This is a genomic window from Veillonella sp. (assembly GCF_018364065.1).
Classification (GTDB): Bacteria; Bacillota; Negativicutes; order Veillonellales; family Veillonellaceae; genus Veillonella_A.
In genome coordinates this window covers 218,301-238,594 of sequence record NZ_JAGZMO010000002.1, presented here as the reverse complement: position 1 = coordinate 238,594, position 20,294 = coordinate 218,301, and the positions used below count along the sequence as shown (strand labels likewise).

The following is a 20,294-nucleotide window of genomic DNA, read 5'->3' as shown; positions in this document are numbered from 1 at the left end:
TATTAAGGAGGTTTGTTACATGATTGAAAGAGGATTTAGTAAACCCACAGAACGTATTGAAAAGTTACGTCAGGTAATTATCGATGCAATGCCACAAGTGGAATCAGAACGTGCCGTATTGGTAACCGAATCATTTAAAGAAACTGAAGGACTTCCTGTCATCCTTCGCCGTGCGAAAGCCGTAGAAAAAATCTTTAATGAGTTGCCTATTACAATTCGCGACAACGAATTAATCGTTGGTTCTATTACAATCAACCCTCGTTCCACTGAAATCTGTCCTGAATTTTCTTACGATTGGGTAGAAAAAGAATTCAAAACCATGCATAACCGTATGGCGGACCCATTTGAAATTTCTGAAAAAGTGCAAGGCGAATTGCATGAAGCGTTCAAATACTGGGAAGGCAAAACAACAAGTGCATTAGCTGACTCCTACATGAGCCCTGAAACTAAAGCTTGTATCGCTAACGGTATCTTCACAGTTGGTAACTATTTCTACGGTGGCGTAGGTCACGTAAACGTTGACTACGGCAAAATCCTTAAAAAAGGTTTCCGCGGTGTAATCGAAGAAACAATTGCTGCTAAAGCTGCTCTTGATGAAAACGATCCTGAATCCATCCGCAAACATCAATTCTACAATGCAGTTATTATTTCCTATAATGCAGCTATCCGCTTTGCTCATCGCTATGCTGAAAAAGCTCGTCAAATGGCAGCTTCCGAATACGATTCCAAACGTAAAGCTGAATTATTAAAAATCGCTGAAAACTGTGAACGCGTTCCTGAATACGGCGCTCGCAACTTCTACGAAGCTTGTCAGTCCTTCTGGTTCGTTCAAATCATGGTTCAGATCGAATCCAATGGTCACTCCATTTCTCCGGGCCGCTTCGACCAATACATGTACCCATACTTGAAAAACGATCCAATCGATCGCGCAGCAGCTCAAGAATTAGTTGACTGTATCTGGGTAAAATTAAACGACGTTAACAAAACTCGTGACGAAATTTCCGCTCAGGCGTTCGCCGGCTACTCCGTATTCCAAAACCTTTGTGTAGGCGGTCAAGATGAAGAAGGTCAAGACGCAACAAACGAAGTTTCCTACATGTGTATGGAAGCCGTTGCTCATGTTCGCTTACCGGCTCCTTCCTTCTCCGTACGTGTTCATCAGAACTCCCCTATGGAATTCTTATATCGCGCTTGCGAAGTATCCCGCTTAGGCTACGGTGTTCCTGCGTTCTACAATGACGAAGTTATCATCCTTGCATTAGTAGCTCGTGGCGTAGCGTTAAAAGATGCTCGCGACTACAGCATCATCGGTTGCGTTGAGCCACAAGCAGGCCATCGTACAGAAGGCTGGCATGACGCTGCATTCTTCAACATCGCAAAAGTTCTTGAAATCACTCTTAACAACGGTCGTTGTAAAGGCGAACAGTTGGGACCAAAAACTGGCGAGTTAGAAGAATTAGACACTATGGAAAAAATCTTCGATGCTTACCAGAAACAAATGGAATACTTCGTATCCCACTTGGCTAAAGCTGACAATGCAGTTGACTTTGCTCATATGGAACGTTGTCCATTACCATTCATGTCCGCTATGGTTGATGATTGTATTAAACGCGGTAAATCCTGTCAGGAAGGCGGCGCGATTTACAACTTCACAGGCCCTCAGGCATTCGGCGTAGCTGACTCCGGCGACTCCTTATATGCAATTAAGAAAAACGTATTCGACGACAAGAAGATCACATTACGCGAATTACGTGAAGCATTAGAAGCTAACTTCGGTTACAGTGATCAGGCTCAACCTGAATGCTGCAAATCCAAGATTCCTAATGCTCAGTTGACAGAAGCAGAAGTATACGAAGCTGTTAAGAAAATCCTCAGCAGCACCGGCTCCATCGATCTTGCTACATTACAAAATAAATTGGAATCCGGCTCTTCCTGCAGCAGTGCAGCTCCTTCCGGCGATGTAAGCAAATACGCTACAATCCGTAAGATTTTACAAAATACTGAAAGCTTCGGTAATGACTGTGAAGAAGTTGACGAATTCGCAAGACGTTGCGGTAAGATCTACTGTAACGAAGTTGACAAATACGTTAACCCACGTGGCGGTCAATTCCAGGCAGGTATCTACCCTGTATCCGCTAACGTATTGTTCGGTAAAGACGTAGCAGCATTACCTGATGGTCGTCTTGCTTACGAACCACTTGCTGACGGCGTATCTCCTCGTCAGGGCGTGGATACAAATGGTCCTACAGCAGCATCCAACTCCGTTGCTAAACTTGACCATGCGCAAGCATCCAACGGTACTTTATACAACCAGAAATTTACACCGGCAGCTGTTGGTGGCGAACAAGGTCTCAAGAACTTCGTTTCCATTATCCGCAGCTTCTTCGATCACAAAGGTAGCCATGTTCAGTTCAACGTAGTTGACAAACAACGCTTGATCGACGCTCAGGAAAAACCTGAAGATAACCAGGACTTAATCGTTCGTGTAGCCGGCTACAGTGCTCACTTCGTAACATTGGCTAAAGAAGTACAGGACGATATCATCAACCGTACAGAACATAATATGTAATATATTATTAAAAACAGCGTTTGCTGATTAGCTCGATTATATGGCGTGTGGCCGGCCACCGCGTCGGCCATACAGCCGTAATCGATATAGCGTAAGTACGACTGGAGTTAATTAGACGCTTTCTTGAGAAGGCGGGATGAGGATACGTTATGAATTCTGTTGATTATAGTGCTAAGGGTACCGTGTTTGATATCCAGCGATATTCCATTCACGACGGCCCGGGAATTCGTACCATCGTATTTTTAAAAGGCTGTCCTTTACGCTGTAAATGGTGCTCAAACCCTGAGTCTCAATCATATGCTCCCGACCTTATGTATCGTAAGGTCATGTGTATAGGATGTAAACGTTGTATTGCTGTTTGTAAGCAGCACGCCATTGCGGAAACAAATCCGCATTGGGTTGATCGGGAAAAATGTAATCTTTGTGGTGAATGTGCCTTAGTATGTCCTTCCAGTGCGCTTCAGATGAAAGGCGAGGAAATGACAGTACAGGATGTAATCAGAGAAGTTCGCAAAGATGAAACACAGTACTATCGATCCGGTGGCGGCATCACCTTGTCAGGCGGGGAAACCTTAACACAACCGGTATTTGCCCGGGAAATTTTTAAGGCCTGTCATGCACAGGGATGGCATACAGCCATAGAGACTGAAGGCTATGTTGGGGAAGATATTATCCGCGATGTAGTACCACATATTGATTTAGTCTTATTAGATATAAAAAGCTTGAATCCGGAACAACACAAAAAATTTACCGGCGTAGACAATGCTATCATTTTAAAGGCAGCCCGTCTCATTCAAACACTGACAGATGTAATTGTACGTGTTCCGGTGGTGCCGGGATTCAATGCCACAGAAGAAGATATTGATAAGATTGCTACATTCGTGAAAAACGAAATGCCCCGCGTGAAGGAAATACATTTACTGGGTTACCATAATTATGGTCAAGGTAAATATGAGCTGTTAGGGCGTAAATACGAATTGGAAGGCACACCAAAAAATTCGGAAGAAACTATGAACAAGTTTAAATCCATTGTTGAAAGCAAAGGACTTACTTGTGTCATAGGTGGTTAAGATAAACAGGTAGGAGGTTAGTATGGATAAAGAATTACTGGAGAAAGTCATGGGACAAGTATCTCAGGAATTAGGCTTAACAAAAGAACAACCAAAACGTACATGCCAGGGTATCGGCGTAACTGAGTTCGTAGGTACATCTGTAGGCGATACAATCGGTCTTGTTATTGCCAGCGTAGATTCCAGTCTTTCCGAGACTATGAATTTAGGCAAATTCAAATCAATCGGTATCATCGGCGGCCGTATCGGCGCAGGCCCTCAAATCATGGCAGTTGATGATGCAGTAAAAGCAACAAACACAGAAATTATTTCTGTAGAATTACCACGCGACACTAAAGGCGGAGCCGGTCATGGTTCCTTGATCTACATCGGTGCTGATGACGTTTCCGACGCTCGTCGCGCTGTAGAAATCGCACTTGAAACATTACCTAAATACTTCGGTGATGTATATGCCAACGAAGCAGGTCATCTGGAATTCCAATACACAGCCAGAGCCAGCTACTGCTTGAACAAAACGTTCAACACTCCATTGGGCAAATCATTCGGTTTAGTTTGCGCCGGCCCTGCAGCTATCGGTACAGTATTAGCCGATACAGCAGTTAAAGCAGCCAATGTTGATGTAGTATCTTACTCTTCACCATCCCAAGGCACAAGCTTCTCCAACGAAGTAATTTTAACATTCTCCGGCGATTCCGGTGCGGTACGCCAGGCTGTACGCGCCGCTCGTGAAGTAGGCTTAAAATTACTCGGAACATTAGGTGATACACCTAAGAACGACAGCCCATCCTACATTTAATAGTAAGCGGGCAAAATACAAAATTAATTTTAGTAAATTAGGCAAAGGTCCACATAGATAGTAAGGAGGCCAACTATGAATTCTGATGCATTAGGAATGGTAGAAACTAGAGGTTTAGTAGGCGCTATTGAAGCAGCCGACGCAATGTCCAAAGCGGCTAACGTTCGCTTGGTAGGTTACGAAAAAATCGGTTCCGGTTTAGTAACTGTTATGGTTCGCGGTGACGTAGGTGCTGTTAAAGCAGCCGTTGACGCAGGTGCAGCAGCAGCCGGTCATGTGGGTGAAGTTGTTTCCATCCATGTAATTCCAAGACCACATGCTGATACAGAAAACATTATCCCTGGCTTTGATAAATAAGCAGATACAGGCAGTGTAAACTAACCTCACGCAATGTATCTCCACTTCGGTGGAGGTACATTTTGCGTACCTGTTAACGAAGCCGTTTACGTAAGCATTTAACATATTGATTGTGGGCTATACAAAGCACTATATCTTTAGATTAAATGAGTGAGGGTATATATGAATGTACAAAAAGGTGTATTTTCAACAGTCAATGATGTAGTGCATTCCGCGAAAGCGGCGGCAGCTTTGTACGGTCGGCTCAGTTTGCGCAATCGCGAAGAAATAATTAAGGCGCTTCGCCAAGGATTGCGACCTTTTATTGATGAGCTGGCTATGCGTTCTTTTATTGAAACAGGCATGGGCAAAGTTGCCGATAAAAAGTTGAAAATACAATTAGCAATTAATGAAACTCCGGGCACAGAAATATTGGAAAGTCGTGTTAAGCATGGTGACGGCGGGCTCACATTGTTTGAATACTTACCTTACGGTGTGGCATGTGCGATTCAGCCAAGTACGAATCCTTGCGAAACGATGATCAACAATACGATCGGCCTCTTAGCGGCAGGCAATACAGTTATCAATTGCCCGCATCCACGCGCTATGGAAGTTTCAAAACACTTAACACATCTGATGAACCAGATCATTGTACAAACCTGCGGGATTGACAATATGGTGGTGACTATGGATTCGTGCATGCTTTCCTATATTCGTGAAATCATGACACATCCGGACGTAGACTTAATCGTATCGACCGGCGGATCCGAAAGTGCCCGTTGTGCAATCTCCAGTGGCAAGAAAACAATTTCCGCCGGACCGGGCAACCCGACGTTTATCGTTGATGAAACTGCAGATATCGAACGGGCCGTTCACTGCATCGTGAAAGGGGCCACCTTCGATAATAACATCACCTGCGTATCGGAAAAGAATATTGTACTGGTTGACGAAGTGGCACCACAGTTCGTGGAGGCTCTCGAAAAACACGATGTGTACTATATTAACAGCATTGAGGAAATGCTGAAGATTTCAAAGCTGTTGTTGACGGAAGATATGGCGCCGAACAAACTGTACGGCGGTCGTTGTGCCGATGACATTCTGCGCGACGCCGGGATTCCTACAGATAAGCACTATGAATTAATCGCCGTAGATACGGTGAAAATTCATCCGATGGTAACGCACGAGCTCTTGATGCCACTCATTACCATTGTACGAGTAGCGGATTTCGAAGAAGCCTTGGATGTGGCAGTATGCGTCGAACGCCAATACCACCATACGGCCGGGATTCACTCAAATCGCGTGGACCGTATGAGACGGGCAGCTTCCTTGTTGAAAACCGCTGTGTTTATTAAAAACGGCTGCTCCCTTGACGGCATCGGCATTTGCGGTGTTGGTGGCACAGGCTTCACTATCGCCAATATTACCGGTGAAGGGGTAGTTACAGCGGAAGATTTTTCGAAGAAACGACGTTGTGTATTGGTGGACTCACCGTCTATGGACTGAGGGAGTAGACAAAAATACATCTGACAGCTGTTATTTCATGCATAAACCCTATGAATTAGTGTATAATTAAATCATTAGTATATACACGAAATGTTGAGATGATATAGGCATACATAGGTAATGGCTAGGAGGTTTCGCAGATGGGTGAGCAAAGAAGGGATGTAAGTAAGGCTGCAGTAATGGCGAATAATGGCATGGATATTTTGTCCGTCATGAGTTTGGATGAGCTCAATGAGATTCAAAATACCATAGCCAATGTAACAGGCTTGGCGTTTGTAACAGTAGATTATAAAGGCGACGTAGTTTCTGAAACTACCGGCTTTACAGGCTTCTGCCGCACAGTCAGGGAGGACTTAAGCGGTAATCTGTTGTGTCGCCTGTCTGACGCATCGGGGGCAATTCTGGCGGCGGCCAATGAAACGGTCAGCATTTACCAGTGCCCTTGCGGCCTTATTGATCTGGCGATTCCTATCATCATAGAAGGGAAATATTTAGGCGGCTTTATTGGCGGGCAAATCATGTGTATTGATCCACCGGAAGATCTGGTGCGTTTCAGTAAAAACATGGTGGGCGGCGCTATGCAGTCTAAATGGGATATAAATAATACGGACGTGCCGTTGGACGATGTACGGCGCTATACGTACGATGAAATTGTGTGCATTGCCAATTTGGTTGAGCTCATCGTCACCAAAATTCTGTCCCAGCGAATTGTAGGTCTGGAAGAGCAGGAAAAAGGGAGAGAGCACATTCAAGAGCTGGAAAAACAGCTGCGCGGTTTAAAGCTGGAGAATCGTCTGGTCAAAGATAAATACTATGATCTGAAGCGAACTATGGGCGTGTTGTTTGACCGTCAAATTTTCAACATTATGGCCAACATGGCGATTGTAGAAGGGGCGGTTAAAACCAATAACACCGTACTTACCTATCTGGATATGATGGGAAATAATCCCGGCGGCGGCAAAAATACGGTGGATGACGAACTTCGCCGTATGGAGCTGTTTATTAAACTGAATAAAATTTCCTACGGAGACCGCTTGCAATACGAGTGTATCAGTGATCCGGCCACATTAAATCACAGCATGCCGTTCATGCTGGTTATGCCGTTTATCTGTGCCGCCGTACACTACTTCTTCAATGTGGAAGTAGGTACGCTGGAATTGGTGGTTACGACCGCTATTGAGCAAGATAAAACGGTGCTGCGTGTTAAAGGAAATAATTTACGTTTATCTTCATCGGAGTATGAATACATTCACGCAACACCGGCAGACAGCATTAATGAAGATATGCGTGAAAATGACTGGGTAAATGAAACTGAACGCCAACGTGTTGTATATGCACTGATTGCATTGAAGCGGACTTTGGCGGCGCGCTTCGGCGAAGCGGGCACAATGGAAGTGAAACGAGTTTCGGAAAACGGCCTGGATCTGCAAATCAGTTATCCTGTTCGTTATGGCGAGGTGCGTTAATATGACTAAAATAGTGATTGCTGATAATGACAGTCTGATGCGCCAAGCCATGAGGGCACTGGTTGAATCTGTAGACGGATTTGAAGTGGCGTATGAAGCAACTAATGGGCAGGAAGTAATCGATTTATGTATGCAGGATGACATTGCCATATTATTTACAGACATTCGTATGCCTGTGAAAAATGGGGTTATGGCGATTGAAGAGCTGCGAAAATCAAAGCCAAATATGGAGATTTATATCATTACCGGCTGCGATTCGTTTGAAATGGCAAAGTTTGCTGTGGAAAACGGTGTTAAAAATTATATTGTAAAACCTGTGATACCACAGGAAATATATGATATATTGACGACCTATAAAGAAAAAGCACAGACCACTCCGGCGGTGGCAATGCCGATTTGGCAGGATGATGCCTTACAGGCAGCCGTAAGCGATCAGGATTTTGAACGGGTCTACTTTTTACTGGATAAGGTAGTAGCTTCACTTTTCGAGTTGGGAACTATCGAGTACCGTAAGAAGGCCGGGGAAGCCTTAATTGACAGCTTACTCAAACATGTTTTCCCGAAATCGGAAGGGATTGATATACCGGTGCTTACAGAATTCCCTGTAAGCCTGGCTGTTGTAGGCGATGAACGGCGCTGTAAAATTTGGCTGTTTAACTGCGTGGACTACATTTTTAAAACCATGAGTGTGCGCAACTCCTACATTTTAGATCACGTGTTCGCCTTTATAGAGGAACACATTGAAGAAGATATATCACTGAGCACTATTGTGAAAGAATGTAATCTCAGCCAAGGCTATTTAAGCCGCATTATTAAAAGTAATTTTAATATGACCCTGATGAACTACATTCACTTAAAAAAATTAAATCTCGCTAAACAGTATCTGTGTGACAATCAGGTCAACGGCAGCGAAGTGGGATACAAATTAGGATATAGCAACTTTAGTTATTTTTGTAAGGTGTTCAAGAAGTACGAAAATATCACTATTTCCGAATTCCGGAGTCGCGCCAACGTATAAACGTACCGGGCGTATAAGCAAGATGTGCGGACGACGTAATGTGCTGTAAACATAACGTACGATGCAAAGGTAAGGGTATAGAAGTAATATGGGGCCGCTCAATCGGGGCTTGGAAACGGCGATGGACACCGCATTAAGAACTAATACGGGAGTCTGAATATGACATACGAAACACTTATTGAAGAAGTATACAGCAGAGTGTTAGAAAAATTAAATGAAATAGAAAATTACAGAATTCCGGTAGGTGTATCTAATCGTCATGTGCATGTATCCGAGGAAGATTTTATTACTTTATTCGGACCGGATGCAGTATTGCATAAAAAAGCGGACTTGAAGCAACCGGGGCAGTTTGCAGCCGAAGAAGTTGTGACAATTCGCGGTCCAAAGGGCGATTTTGAACGAGTGCGTATTTTAGGGCCTTTACGTCCTCAAACGCAAGTGGAAATTTCCCTGTCCGACTCTTTCCGCCTAGGGGTTAAAGGCATTGTTAAAGAGTCCGGAAAATTGACTGATACACCGGGTCTGGAGTTAATCGGGCCGAAAGGCAAGGTGCAATTATCAGAAGGAACCATTGTGGCATTACGACACATTCACATGTCGCCGGATGATGCGCGACGCATGAATGTGAAAGATGGGGACTTCGTAAATGTACAGATTTTTGGGTTGCGCAAATTGATGCTATCCAATGTATTGATTCGAGTATCTCCCAAATATCAACTGGAAATGCATTTGGACATGGATGAGGCCAATGCAGGGGGCATTAAAAACGGGGATACCGCAATATTAAGCAAATAAATGGGGAGGTAGCATATGCAAGCCGATTTAATTCAAGATATAGTAAAACAAGTTCTGGCTGACATGCAGCTCGAAAAAAGCGTAGCTGTAGAACCGGCCAACACATATGGCGTATTCGATTGCATGGATGAGGCCATCGAAGCCGCTGAAAAAGGGCAAAAACAATTGATGCAGTTCTCTTTACAGGAACGCGACGCTTTTGTTAACGCCATCCGCGCAGCTGTTTTGAAACAGGATGTATTGGAAATGATTTCCTATGATGCGGTTGAAGAAACCGGCATCGGCCGTGTGGCTGACAAACTGATCAAAAACAGAGTGGCTGCGGAAAAAACACCGGGCAAAGAAGATTTAGCCACATTGGCTATGACCGGTAAAGACGGATTGACCTTGGAAGAGTTGGGACCTTTCGGTGTTATCGGTTCCATCACACCGACAACCAATCCGACTGAAACATTAATCAACAACTCCATCTCTATGATTGTTGGTGGCAATGCAGTTGTATTCAGTCCGCATCCTCGCGCGAAACGCGTATCGGCCACATTGGTAAAAATTATGAACCAGGCCCTTGAGGAAGCAGGCGCACCGGCTAACTTGATTACCATGGTAAGAGAGCCTAGCCTGGACAGCACAAATGCTATGATGGCGCATCCAAAAGTTCGCTTGTTAGTAGCTACCGGTGGTCCCGGCATTGTTAAAACCGTTCTTTCTTCCGGTAAAAAAGCAATCGGTGCCGGTGCAGGTAACCCACCTGTAGTTGTAGATGAAACAGCAGACATTGAAAAAGCGGCTAAGGATATTATTTCCGGTGCAAGCTTTGACAATAATGTGCCATGTATCGCTGAAAAAGAAGTATTCGCCGTGGAAGCAATTTGCGATCAGCTCGTATACTTCATGAAGAAAAATGGCGCTTATGAATTGATGGACGATGCTAAAATCGACGAATTAGTAAAAGCTGTTACTAAAGAGTCCGGTAAACCGGATCCTCAATGCGTAGGTAAATCCGCTCAATTTTTATTACAGAAAATCGGTATTACTGTAGATGATTCTGTAAAATTGATCATCTGCCGCGTAGGCCGTCATCACCATCTGGTAGACGAAGAAATGATGATGCCGATTTTACCAATCGTGAGTGTACCTGATGTGGATACAGCGATTGAATATGCATATGTTGCGGAACATGGCAACCGCCACACCGCGATTATGCACTCCAAAAATGTTGACAAATTATCTAAGATGGCACGCTTATTGGAAACTACCATTTTCGTAAAGAACGCTCCTTCCTATGCCGGTATCGGTGTACAAGGTGAAGGTCATACGACGTTTACAATCGCCGGTCCTACCGGTGAAGGTATTACGTCAGCAAAATCGTTCTGTCGTCGCCGTCGCTGCGTATTAAGCGAAGCCTTCAGCATTCGATAAGATGTAAACACTTAGCAAATGTGGTGGAACAGGCAGTGAGGAGGACATGCGTATGGGAGCGTCCCTGGGAATTATAGAAGTTCGAGGGCTGGCCAGTGCAATTACTGTAGCCGATACAATGGTGAAAGCTGCAGATGTAAAGGTATTTGATATAGAAAAAGCAAAGGGATCCGGATGGATGACGGTGAAGGTAACCGGTCGTGTTGGCGCCGTGGAGGCCGCAATTGCGGCAGGTCGCATGGTGGCAATGCAGGCGGATGCGTTCGTTACTTCAAAAGTAATTCCCCGCCCAAACGAAAACATTGAGGCGCTTTTTCTAAAAACAAAACCGAAAGCAGAACCTGTTGTGAAAGCGGAAGCAACACCGGAAACAAAGGCGGAGCCGACTGTGAAAGAGGCACAGGCGGACACCGCTGCAGTGTCCGAGACGGTTGAGGTATTAGAGGATACTCAGCCGGTAGCGGATACTGCGGAAGCATCCGGAGAAGCAGATGTGGATACAGTAGTTGTAGAGGTCGAAGCAACTGGAGTTGCAGAAGAAGCTGAAGCGGTTCCTGCTACAGCGACATCGGATACAGCGGTGGCAGTCACTGAAGTCGAAACAGTAAAAGAGGCTGTTAAAGCGGCGGATGATGCGGTTGAATCAACAGCGTTATCAGCAGCTGATAGCGACACGGTGGCGTCACTGGTTGAGATGGCGCAAGCAGCGGTGGACGCTAAGCCGCGTACGGCCACGAAACGTACACGGCGGACAACGCGGACTCGCAAGAAACCCGCTACGGCAACAGAAGACTCGACTTCGAATTAATTGAATAGCAGATGCGGTTCACGACTGTGGACCGCATGACATGCAAACGATTACCTGTATATGCTACCTTAACTTGTAAACGGCATATACTCATTAGCAGTAACTTAACTTGTATAGTAATACTTAACTTGTGCATCACACTTAACTTGCGAAGTAAAATTTAAAACTTAAATTGAGCAGCAAAACAAAATCCTGTGAAGTAAAATTTTAACTTGTATATGCCAACCTTAACTTGTAAACGGCATATAATATTAGCAGTAAATTAACTTGTGTAGTAAAAGATGTTCGTATATGTTTGTGATTATGATTTGATGTATTGAAATGATACGTCCGTTTTAGGAGGCTTTATTATGAGTGAAGTAGGTAGAGAAGTAGCGCAGATTATCGAGCGTTTTCAAGGGAAACACGTACATCACAAAGCTAAAGAGCAAAACTGTATAAAGTCTTCCGCCAATGATGTGCTGCGTGCGCTGTTGCCGGAAATTTTCCGCAGAGCGTTGGAGCGAGCCGAGGCAATAGAGGTGCCTATGGTTATTGCTGTAGCCAATCGGGATGGGCGTATTATATTTCAATACGAAATGGATGATGCCTTATTAATAGCATCCGAGGTGGCACCGTCCAAGGCCTATACAGCAGTGGCTATGCGTTGTAAGACGGGGGACTTAACAGCGCGGATTCAACCGGGCCAACCATTATTTCAATTGGAGTCCATGGTAAAACGCCCTATCGTTACATTGGGTGGCGGATTTCCGATTTATTATAATGATGAACTGATTGGAGGGTTAGGGATAAGCGGCGGTACAGGTTCTGAAGATGTGGAAGTAGGAACCTATGCGCTGCAAGAGTTAGTGCACCTTCAGCTGAAATAAGGGGGATACAGCGAGGTGGAATATGGATCCAGTGAAGGTATATTTAGGTGAATTTATAGGGACAGCGATCTTATTATTTATGGGTAATAGTACGAATGCATCGGTATTATTAAATAAAACCATTGCTAAAGCATTTAGTCCTAATTGGTGCGTAATTGTATTCGGTTGGTGTTTTGCCGTAACGTTCGGCGTATATGCAGGCTGGTTCTTTGGTGCTCCCGCACATTTGAATCCGGCGCTTACCATTGCGTTGGCCAGCGGCGGCGCATTCCCATGGGAGTTAGTACCTGGCACTATCGTTGCACAGTGCTTGGGCGGTTTCCTGGGCGCTACAATGACTATTATTCATTATTATCCACATTTTAAAGTAACAGGCCCTGATGAAGGGAACTGTGTTGGTATTTTTGCTACAGGTCCGGCTATTGAACACAAGTTCTTTAACGTGTTATCTGAAATTGTAGCAACATTTATGTTTTTATTCTGTGTACTTCTTTTAGGCGATATGGTACAAGGGCTTAAACCATTGATGTTCGGTTTATTAATCGCCGGTATCGGGTTCTCCTTCGGTAGTACAACCGGTTACGCCATGAACCCGGCTCGTGATTTCCCGACTCGTTTGGCATATGCAATCTTGCCGGTACCTAATAAAGGTACAGCGAATTGGAAATACGCATGGGTACCTGTTGTTGGCCCGATCATCGGTGCCACCATTGCAATGCATGTGTGGCTTGTATTGCAATAAGACGGAACGCATAAAAGATACATAGCAAACACAATCATTCTATTACATAGAAAAGCAATAATGTAGTAAGAGCAAAATAAAAAGGGTAACTATAGCGTGTATAGTTACCCTAACTCTTAGGAGTTCAGATACATCCTTTCCCTAAAAGGATTGTGGACTTTTTAATAATATGTGTATGAAGCGGCTATAGTCTGACTATAGCCGCTTTATATTTGGATACTATTGAATTATAGAACAAAACAAAGTTATAGGACAAAATGTGTTGGTAAAAGAGGCGATAAACCTAGATGGTTACCAGGCTTACCGCCTCTTTAAAATTTTGCCTGAAGCTTAAAGGATGCACTATTTTAAAGGATCACTATTTAATAGGTGAATCCTCGGGAGTGCATGAGCTTTTCGATAATATTCCCGTAGGTACTGAGGTTGTTTTTGATTACCTTCACATGTTCCGGTGAGGAGTTGAATACCAGGAAACTGACGCTCAAGGCTGCGACGATGCGGCCGTTTAGGCGCAAAGGTCGCGCAATACAACGGGCATGCTTCGTAATTTCTTCTCGTTCGTAGGTAAAGTTGTTGATGCCGTCGCGATGAATGTCTTTGTATAGCTCATCGATATTGGTAATTGTATTTTCCGTTAAAGGAATGAAGGTTTTACCAAGAACCGACTCAAGCTCCGTTTTGTTGTGATCGAAAAAAATAGCCTTACCCAATGCTGTGGCGTAAGCCGGTAATTTTTTCCCGATAGAGGAAAAAAATTGGATCGGCTGCGTACCGGTCACTTTTTGCAAGTACATGACGCGATTGCCGGACAGTACGCCCAAGTGGCATGTTTCATTGCATGCGTCCACAATATGAAGCATCTGCTCTTTTATAAGCTCTAAAACTGTGCTGGTTTCGTTGTATGTGTTGCCTAAGATGAAGAGCTGGCGGTTGATATTATAAATAAGACTGTCTTCGTCACAGGACAAATAATCGCGATTTGTAAGGGTTTTTAAAATCGGGGTCAACGTGCTGCGCGGATAGCCCAGTTTTTCTGCAATCTGCGACAACGTTAAGCCCTTTGGAGCGCTGGCGATAGACTCCAATATATCTAATACTCTGACGGTCGGCATATGATCGTACTTCGTTTTCAATACTGCCATGGAAACACCTGATTTCTTATATACGTAATAAAATGATAAAAAATAAAGAAAAAATTAGGGTTGCTTTGATTACAATATAAACTTTGTGTTTCGTAATGTCAACATATACCTATAAAAACTTGAAAAGTTAACAGATTGAATAGCGATGTAATGCGGTATGTTAGCAATAAAATAAGATTACGTATATACGTAAATTATTGAACATATACAGGTTAAATGCTATTATCAAGATACGGATATTCGTTATACAGGTGTATTTAAGTAATGCAAATTACTAGAGTAGGAGCAAAAAATGAAAGCGATTCATGTAGGTTCGAGAGACAATGTGGCAACCGCGATTGAAGCTTTAAAAGTAGGCGACGAAGCTTTAGGCACTACAATTCGTGAAGCTATTCCGGCAGGTCACAAATTTGCAACAGAAGACATTCCGAAAGGAAAACCTGTTATCAAATATGATGCACATATCGGCGTAGCAACAGAAGATATTAAAGCCGGCAGCTGGGTTCATGTGCATAATATTGAAGGCGAACGTGGTCGCGGTGACACAGACAGCGCAGTGCGTGACATCGACCAGGACGTTCATCGCGATAACAAAGTAGCTACCAGTGATACACAGTTTAAGTTAAAAGGTTACCGTCGTTCCAACGGCACCTTCGGTTTCAGAAACCACGTAATTATCATTCCAAGTGTACACTGTGCTAACAAAGTCGTTGAACGCATTGCACAGACAGTACTTCGTGATGAAGAATTATACCGTGATGACACTAAACCGGTATATGTTACTCATCAGCATGGCTGTAGTGAATTGAGCTACGACGCAGAACAAACTGAACGTGTATTGGTAGGTACAGGTGCCAACCCTAACGTATACGGCGTGTTGGTTGTAGGTCTTGGCTGTGAAGTAGTTCAAGCCGATCACGTAGCTGAATCTATTAAAGCATTATCTCCTTATAAAGATGTTGAATACTTCAAGATTCAAGATCAAGGCGGTACTGCAAACAGCGTTAAAAAAGGCGTTGAAATTGTAAAACGCATGTTGAAAGATGCATTGAAGGAAACTAAGAGCGAAGGTACATTAGCCGATGTAGTACTTGGTACTGAATGTGGCGGTAGCGACAGCTTCTCCGGCCTTACAGGCAATCCTTCCTTAGGCGTTGTATCGGACATCGTAGTACAACAGAACGGGGCGGTTATTTTAGCAGAAACAACCGAACTTATCGGTGCGGAACACATCTTAGCAGAACGTGGTCAAACACCGGTAGTTAAACAACAAATCTTGGATACGATCAAAGGGTTTGAACAGACAGTTATCGACTCCAATGCGGATATTCGCGGTTCTAACCCAAGCCCTGGTAACATTGAAGGCGGTTTGAGCAGTATCGAAGAAAAATCCCTAGGTTGTATTTACAAAGCCGGCAACACACCTGTAGTAGCAGTTAAAGAATACGCAGAACAGATTACCGACAAAGGTATGACACTGATGAACACACCTGGCAACGATATTGAACAATTGAGCGGCATGGTAGCCGGCGGTTGTAATATCGCAGTATTTACAACAGGTCGCGGTACTCCTACAGGCAGCCCGATTACACCGACTATCAAAGTAGCCACTAATACACCATTGGCTCAGAAAATGGCCGGCGACATCGATATCAATGCAGGCACAATCATTGATGGCGGCAAAACTAAATACGATATTGGTATAGAAATTCTAGAATTAATCGTCAAAGTTAGTGAAGGGGAACTGACTAAGGCGGAAATGAACGAACAAAACGATTTTTCCATTTGGCGATTAGCTACGACAGTTTAACTGTCAGGTATGAGGGGACACCCGTAATTTCTGATACTATCACAGCAATGCCAACGGTTTGACCGTTGGCATTTGTGATACATAGGCTATATGAATAAAATTTATATAACTTAACAGAAGGATTTATAGGGATACATTCAGATTGAGGGACGTCTCCGGATTAATAGTATAGGTACTATTTATAGGGGTAAGGAGAATAATATGGCAACTGAAAACAAAGCGGCGCAAGAGCAAGAAAAAAATGCATTTAGAAGAGGCGTCGACCAAGTAATTGATTTACTTTCTTCCGTGTTTTTACCATTCATCGCGTTGATGGTATCTGCGGGGATATTAAAAGGGATATTCATTTTATTAACGATTAACAATGTTGTACCTGCTGATTCCAGCACGTATCACATTTTGAACGCTATGAGTGATGCGTTCTTCTACTTCATTCCGGTATTCTTAGCCTACACGGCAGCTAAACGATTTGGCGTGGAACCATTTACGTCTATTCTTATTGCGTGCATCATTTTACATCCGGACATTTCCAGTATCATGCAGTCGGGCGCACCGTTAGACTTCTTCGGAGTTCCGGTAACACCTGTTGTGTACTCCGCATCGGTAATTCCAATCTTATTAACCATTTACTGCATGAAATTCATTCAACAGGCATGCTACAAAATCATTCCTGAAACATTCAAAGGCTTATTTACACCACCAATTTGCGTACTCATTATTGTTCCACTTACATTATTAGTGTTTGGCCCATTGGGTAAAATCGTAGGCGGCTGGTTGGCCGATGGCTACGAATTTATCTATGGCCTCAGTCCTTTATTGGCCGGTGCCTTTATCGGTGCATTCCAACCATTTATGGTTATCTTCGGCCTACATTGGGGCTTATTCCCAATCGCTTTGAACAACGTAGCTGTTTATGGCTATGACACTATTATGGCGTTATTCGGCGGCGCCATCTTCGGTCAAGGCGGTGCAGCTTTAGCAGTAGCTTTCAAAACTAACAACAAACGTTTCCGCTCTGAAGCGATTTCCGCTTCTTTGACTACATTGCTCGGAATTACAGAACCTGCCATGTTTGGCGTTAACTTGCGTCTAAGAACACCGATGTTCTGTGCGTGTGTAGCGGGCGGTATCGGCAGTGCTATTGCAGGTCATTTCGGATCCAGAGCTATTTCCTTCGCTCTTCCTGCATTGACTACATTGCCTGTATTCATGACGCATGCATTCATTCCATTCGTACTTTCCTTGGCTGTAGCCTTCGTATTAGCCTTCGTATTCACCTTGTTCGTAAAATTCGAAGACGTAACTGATGAAGATTTGGATGCTGCTGCGGCAGAAGGTGCGAAGGAATAATTGACAGACTTATAGCTGTTTCACATAGCTGTGCCGCAGGGGGCGGTGCTGTCAAAACCATGTAAGGGTTTTATTTATAAAAGCTTCTAGAAAGCTTCAATGGGCTTCAATTTTTTAACATATATTTTTAGTTGTTCGTGTTTGTTTTTTAGGTATTTTTTCAAGGTATTAGGTATTTATTGTTTTAACAGGGAACTGTTGGAAGCGAGGAATTGTTATGAAAAAGATCGATTCACATGCACACATTTTTGAAAGAATTGCAAGTTTTGGTAAAGCTGGCGAATTCCGTCCTATCGGTAATGGCGTATGCCGTTGGGCCAATGGTGATGAAATGGCTATCATCCCTGAAGGTTATGGCGACAAAGAATTCATGGCTGAAACTTTGTTGAAACTTATGGAAGAAAATGATATTGAAAAAGCAATCTTGTTACAAGGCAGCTTGTACGGCTTCCAAAACGAATATGCTACTGAAGTGGCTGCAAAATATCCTGACAAATTCAAAGCGGCTGTTACATTAGATCCACATTGTAAAGAAGTAGACAGCATTTTAGATCGTTTTATCAATGAATTCAAAGCTAAAATTTTCAAATTTGAAATCAGTATCGGCGGCGGTATGATGGGTTACCACAATGATTTCTTCGTTGACAGCCCAATGTTGACTAAGATTTACGACCGCATCTCCCAAGAAGAAAACGTTACTTTAGTTCTTGATATCGGCAGCCCTCATATGGCCAGCTGCCAACCTGAAGCTGTATATCGCATTGCTAAAAAATATCCAAATCTTAACATCGTTATTTGCCACTTGTTGGCTCCATCCACTAAAGATGGCGAAGCATTACGTTGTGCATTGCCTTACTTGGCACATGACAATGTATGGGTAGACTTATCTGCCTTACCTTGGAACGTGGCTCCTGAAGAATATCCTTACCCAACTGCCTTAGAATATATTGCTATGGCTAAGGAAATCTTGGGTACTGACAAAAACTTGTGGGGTACTGACGCACCTGCAGTACTTACCAAGTTCAAATTCCCTGATTTATATAACTTCATTATTGAATCAGGTATCTTCGACGAAAAAGAATTAGAAGATGTATTCTATAACAATGCTTGCAAAGCATACTATTTAAAATAAGACTTGAATAGAGTTTTAAAAACAAAATAATGTAAGACTATGATGCCCAATGATGAACGATGTAAGAATCACATTTACTTCAGTTGAGAATCATTGGGCATTGTCTTTCATGTGATATTTTCACGAGAACAGATGCACAGGACTGTGCAGTAAAAGAAGAGACAGACTATGTAGTAAAAGTAGAAAACGAGGACACAACTATGTTTAAAGGCGTATATTCACCGGTCATTACAATTATGACAGAAAGCGGAGCTATCGATTACCCGAACTTTGGAAAACACATTGATTATTTAGCTGATTCAGGTTTGAATGGTTTATTATTCTTAGGAAGCATTGGCGAATTCTATGCGTTGACTTTGGAAGAAAGAAAAGAACTGATTCGTTTTGCTGTAAAAAGAGTTAACAAGCGTTGTACTGTCATTGTGGGCATTGGTGGTAATAATTTTGAAGAAGTAAAAGAATTGGCAGCTTACTGTGAAAATGAAGGGGTGGATGCACTTAACATCGTGTCTCCGTTCTACTTCGGCATTACTGAAGTGGCTGCAGAATCGTACTTCGGCCGTGTGGCAGACAGCACTAAATTACCAATCATGCTTTATAATTTCCCTGATCGTGTAGGTCGTGACTTAAGTCCGGAGTTAGTAAAAACCTTGGCTGAAAAACACAGCAACATTGTGGCGATTAAAGACACTGTAGATACATTGAGCCATACACGTAAAATGATCAACACGGTAAAACCAGCTGTACCTTCGTTTAACGTATTGTCCGGTTATGATGAATACTATGTAGGTAACCGTATTTCCGGCGGCGACGGCGTATTGTGTGGTTTGACCAATATCGTTCCTGAATGGTTCGTAGCCCTTCACAGTGCTTACGAATCCGGCGATTTTGAAGCCGTGAAAACATATGGCGAAAAGATTTCTAAACTTATGGCTGTATACGATACAACTGACCTCTTCATCGTGGCTATCAAAACAGCCGTAAAAGCTAAAGGCTTGGATATTTCCACATTTACGAGAATTCCTGGTACACCTGTTACAGCTGAACAGGAAGTTGTAATCAAACAAATGTTGAAAGACATGGGTGTAACCAAATAAGCAGCGTGATGAGTGCAACTCCCATAAACGTAGGGTTATGAATGTAGCTAGCATAAAAATAGGACTATGAATATAGTGCCTATAAAAGTGGGGGCATGAATACAACCTCTATAACAGTAGAGACATGAATACAAGTCACTAAAAATAGGTGTATCCTATTTTTAGTGGCTTGTTATGTTGAGTAGCTCTTTTTTATTCGGTATCTATTTGAATATGGGCGTTATAGGTATCGCTTATGCCATGTGCCTTGAATGGGGCGTTCGCGGCATTATCTTCTGGTGGCGATTTAAACAGGGCAAGTGGCGACAATTTAAAGTAATCTAATTTTAGTTTAAAGTAATCTGATTCTAATTTAAAACGGTTTAATCTTAA

At 43.2% G+C, this 20,294-nt stretch carries 17 protein-coding genes; 16 read left to right on the top strand and 1 reads right to left on the bottom strand.

What is annotated here, in order from left to right:
• Positions 1-19: 19 nt before the first annotated feature.
• The 12 genes from KHZ77_RS02970 to KHZ77_RS02915 all read left to right on the top strand — a co-directional run bounded on the left by KHZ77_RS02970 (position 20) and on the right by KHZ77_RS02915 (position 13,391).
• The gene (locus tag KHZ77_RS02970) at positions 20-2,569 is read left to right on the top strand and encodes a glycyl radical protein (protein WP_295195579.1); all 2,550 of its coding nucleotides are present in this window, start codon (positions 20-22) and stop codon (positions 2,567-2,569) included.
• 149 nt (positions 2,570-2,718) lie between these two features.
• Positions 2,719-3,639: a glycyl-radical enzyme activating protein gene (locus tag KHZ77_RS02965; RefSeq protein WP_295195577.1), complete on the top strand. Its 921-nt coding sequence runs from the start codon at positions 2,719-2,721 to the stop codon at positions 3,637-3,639.
• A gap of 22 nt (positions 3,640-3,661) precedes the next feature.
• Positions 3,662-4,435, top strand: coding sequence for a propanediol utilization microcompartment protein PduB (gene pduB / locus KHZ77_RS02960; RefSeq protein ID WP_295195575.1), 774 nt, complete (start codon positions 3,662-3,664; stop codon positions 4,433-4,435).
• Positions 4,436-4,510: 75 nt separating this feature from the next.
• Positions 4,511-4,792 carry a BMC domain-containing protein gene (locus tag KHZ77_RS02955; RefSeq protein ID WP_295195573.1) on the top strand — a complete coding sequence of 94 codons (282 nt, stop codon included), beginning with the start codon at positions 4,511-4,513 and terminating at the stop codon, positions 4,790-4,792.
• Between the two features lie 162 nt (positions 4,793-4,954).
• On the top strand, positions 4,955-6,274 hold the full coding sequence (locus KHZ77_RS02950) for an aldehyde dehydrogenase (protein ID WP_295195571.1): 1,320 nt from the start codon (positions 4,955-4,957) through the stop codon (positions 6,272-6,274).
• Positions 6,275-6,414: 140 nt separating this feature from the next.
• Positions 6,415-7,740, top strand: a complete 1,326-nt coding sequence (locus KHZ77_RS02945; RefSeq protein ID WP_295195570.1) for a PocR ligand-binding domain-containing protein — start codon at positions 6,415-6,417, stop codon at positions 7,738-7,740.
• A gap of 1 nt (position 7,741) precedes the next feature.
• The gene (locus KHZ77_RS02940; protein WP_295195569.1) at positions 7,742-8,758 is read left to right on the top strand and encodes a response regulator; all 1,017 of its coding nucleotides are present in this window, start codon (positions 7,742-7,744) and stop codon (positions 8,756-8,758) included.
• Between the two features lie 159 nt (positions 8,759-8,917).
• On the top strand, positions 8,918-9,553 hold the full coding sequence (locus KHZ77_RS02935; RefSeq protein ID WP_295195568.1) for a phosphate propanoyltransferase: 636 nt from the start codon (positions 8,918-8,920) through the stop codon (positions 9,551-9,553).
• A gap of 15 nt (positions 9,554-9,568) precedes the next feature.
• Positions 9,569-10,972 (top strand): aldehyde dehydrogenase family protein, encoded by a 1,404-nt coding sequence (locus KHZ77_RS02930; protein ID WP_295195567.1) that lies wholly within the window; start codon positions 9,569-9,571, stop codon positions 10,970-10,972.
• A gap of 52 nt (positions 10,973-11,024) precedes the next feature.
• Positions 11,025-11,780 carry a BMC domain-containing protein gene (locus KHZ77_RS02925; protein WP_295195565.1) on the top strand — a complete coding sequence of 252 codons (756 nt, stop codon included), beginning with the start codon at positions 11,025-11,027 and terminating at the stop codon, positions 11,778-11,780.
• Between the two features lie 350 nt (positions 11,781-12,130).
• Entirely contained in the window at positions 12,131-12,649 is a 519-nt protein-coding gene (locus KHZ77_RS02920; protein WP_295195563.1) for a heme-binding protein, read from the top strand.
• A 22-nt stretch (positions 12,650-12,671) separates the two neighbouring features.
• Positions 12,672-13,391, top strand: a complete 720-nt coding sequence (locus KHZ77_RS02915) for an MIP/aquaporin family protein (RefSeq protein WP_295195561.1) — start codon at positions 12,672-12,674, stop codon at positions 13,389-13,391.
• A gap of 362 nt (positions 13,392-13,753) precedes the next feature.
• On the opposite strand, the gene KHZ77_RS02910 is transcribed toward KHZ77_RS02915, so the two are convergent.
• The gene (locus tag KHZ77_RS02910; protein WP_295195559.1) at positions 13,754-14,533 is read right to left on the bottom strand and encodes an IclR family transcriptional regulator; all 780 of its coding nucleotides are present in this window, start codon (positions 14,531-14,533) and stop codon (positions 13,754-13,756) included.
• Between the two features lie 292 nt (positions 14,534-14,825).
• Here KHZ77_RS02910 and KHZ77_RS02905 point away from each other — a divergent pair, with 292 nt between their 5' ends.
• From KHZ77_RS02905 to KHZ77_RS02890, 4 genes are all read left to right on the top strand, one after another.
• A complete protein-coding gene (locus tag KHZ77_RS02905; RefSeq protein WP_295195558.1) occupies positions 14,826-16,343 on the top strand; it encodes a UxaA family hydrolase in 1,518 nt (505 codons plus the stop codon).
• Between the two features lie 201 nt (positions 16,344-16,544).
• The gene (locus KHZ77_RS02900; RefSeq protein WP_295195556.1) at positions 16,545-17,693 is read left to right on the top strand and encodes a PTS transporter subunit EIIC; all 1,149 of its coding nucleotides are present in this window, start codon (positions 16,545-16,547) and stop codon (positions 17,691-17,693) included.
• A gap of 217 nt (positions 17,694-17,910) precedes the next feature.
• Positions 17,911-18,825, top strand: coding sequence for an amidohydrolase family protein (locus KHZ77_RS02895; protein WP_295195554.1), 915 nt, complete (start codon positions 17,911-17,913; stop codon positions 18,823-18,825).
• A gap of 200 nt (positions 18,826-19,025) precedes the next feature.
• A complete protein-coding gene (locus KHZ77_RS02890) occupies positions 19,026-19,922 on the top strand; it encodes a dihydrodipicolinate synthase family protein (protein WP_295195552.1) in 897 nt (298 codons plus the stop codon).
• The last annotated feature ends 372 nt before the right edge of the window (positions 19,923-20,294 follow it).

Bases quoted from the DNA above. Each gene is read 5' to 3' on its own strand.
- KHZ77_RS02970 (WP_295195579.1), top strand. From the start codon at position 20: ATGATTGAAAGAGGATTTAGTAAACCCACAGAACGTATTGAAAAGTTA.
- KHZ77_RS02965 (WP_295195577.1), top strand. From the start codon at position 2,719: ATGAATTCTGTTGATTATAGTGCTAAGGGTACCGTGTTTGATATCCAG.
- pduB (WP_295195575.1), top strand. From the start codon at position 3,662: ATGGATAAAGAATTACTGGAGAAAGTCATGGGACAAGTATCTCAGGAA.
- KHZ77_RS02955 (WP_295195573.1), top strand. From the start codon at position 4,511: ATGAATTCTGATGCATTAGGAATGGTAGAAACTAGAGGTTTAGTAGGC.
- KHZ77_RS02950 (WP_295195571.1), top strand. From the start codon at position 4,955: ATGAATGTACAAAAAGGTGTATTTTCAACAGTCAATGATGTAGTGCAT.
- KHZ77_RS02945 (WP_295195570.1), top strand. From the start codon at position 6,415: ATGGGTGAGCAAAGAAGGGATGTAAGTAAGGCTGCAGTAATGGCGAAT.
- KHZ77_RS02940 (WP_295195569.1), top strand. From the start codon at position 7,742: ATGACTAAAATAGTGATTGCTGATAATGACAGTCTGATGCGCCAAGCC.
- KHZ77_RS02935 (WP_295195568.1), top strand. From the start codon at position 8,918: ATGACATACGAAACACTTATTGAAGAAGTATACAGCAGAGTGTTAGAA.
- KHZ77_RS02930 (WP_295195567.1), top strand. From the start codon at position 9,569: ATGCAAGCCGATTTAATTCAAGATATAGTAAAACAAGTTCTGGCTGAC.
- KHZ77_RS02925 (WP_295195565.1), top strand. From the start codon at position 11,025: ATGGGAGCGTCCCTGGGAATTATAGAAGTTCGAGGGCTGGCCAGTGCA.
- KHZ77_RS02920 (WP_295195563.1), top strand. From the start codon at position 12,131: ATGAGTGAAGTAGGTAGAGAAGTAGCGCAGATTATCGAGCGTTTTCAA.
- KHZ77_RS02915 (WP_295195561.1), top strand. From the start codon at position 12,672: ATGGATCCAGTGAAGGTATATTTAGGTGAATTTATAGGGACAGCGATC.
- KHZ77_RS02910 (WP_295195559.1), bottom strand. From the start codon at position 14,533: ATGGCAGTATTGAAAACGAAGTACGATCATATGCCGACCGTCAGAGTA.
- KHZ77_RS02905 (WP_295195558.1), top strand. From the start codon at position 14,826: ATGAAAGCGATTCATGTAGGTTCGAGAGACAATGTGGCAACCGCGATT.
- KHZ77_RS02900 (WP_295195556.1), top strand. From the start codon at position 16,545: ATGGCAACTGAAAACAAAGCGGCGCAAGAGCAAGAAAAAAATGCATTT.
- KHZ77_RS02895 (WP_295195554.1), top strand. From the start codon at position 17,911: ATGAAAAAGATCGATTCACATGCACACATTTTTGAAAGAATTGCAAGT.
- KHZ77_RS02890 (WP_295195552.1), top strand. From the start codon at position 19,026: ATGTTTAAAGGCGTATATTCACCGGTCATTACAATTATGACAGAAAGC.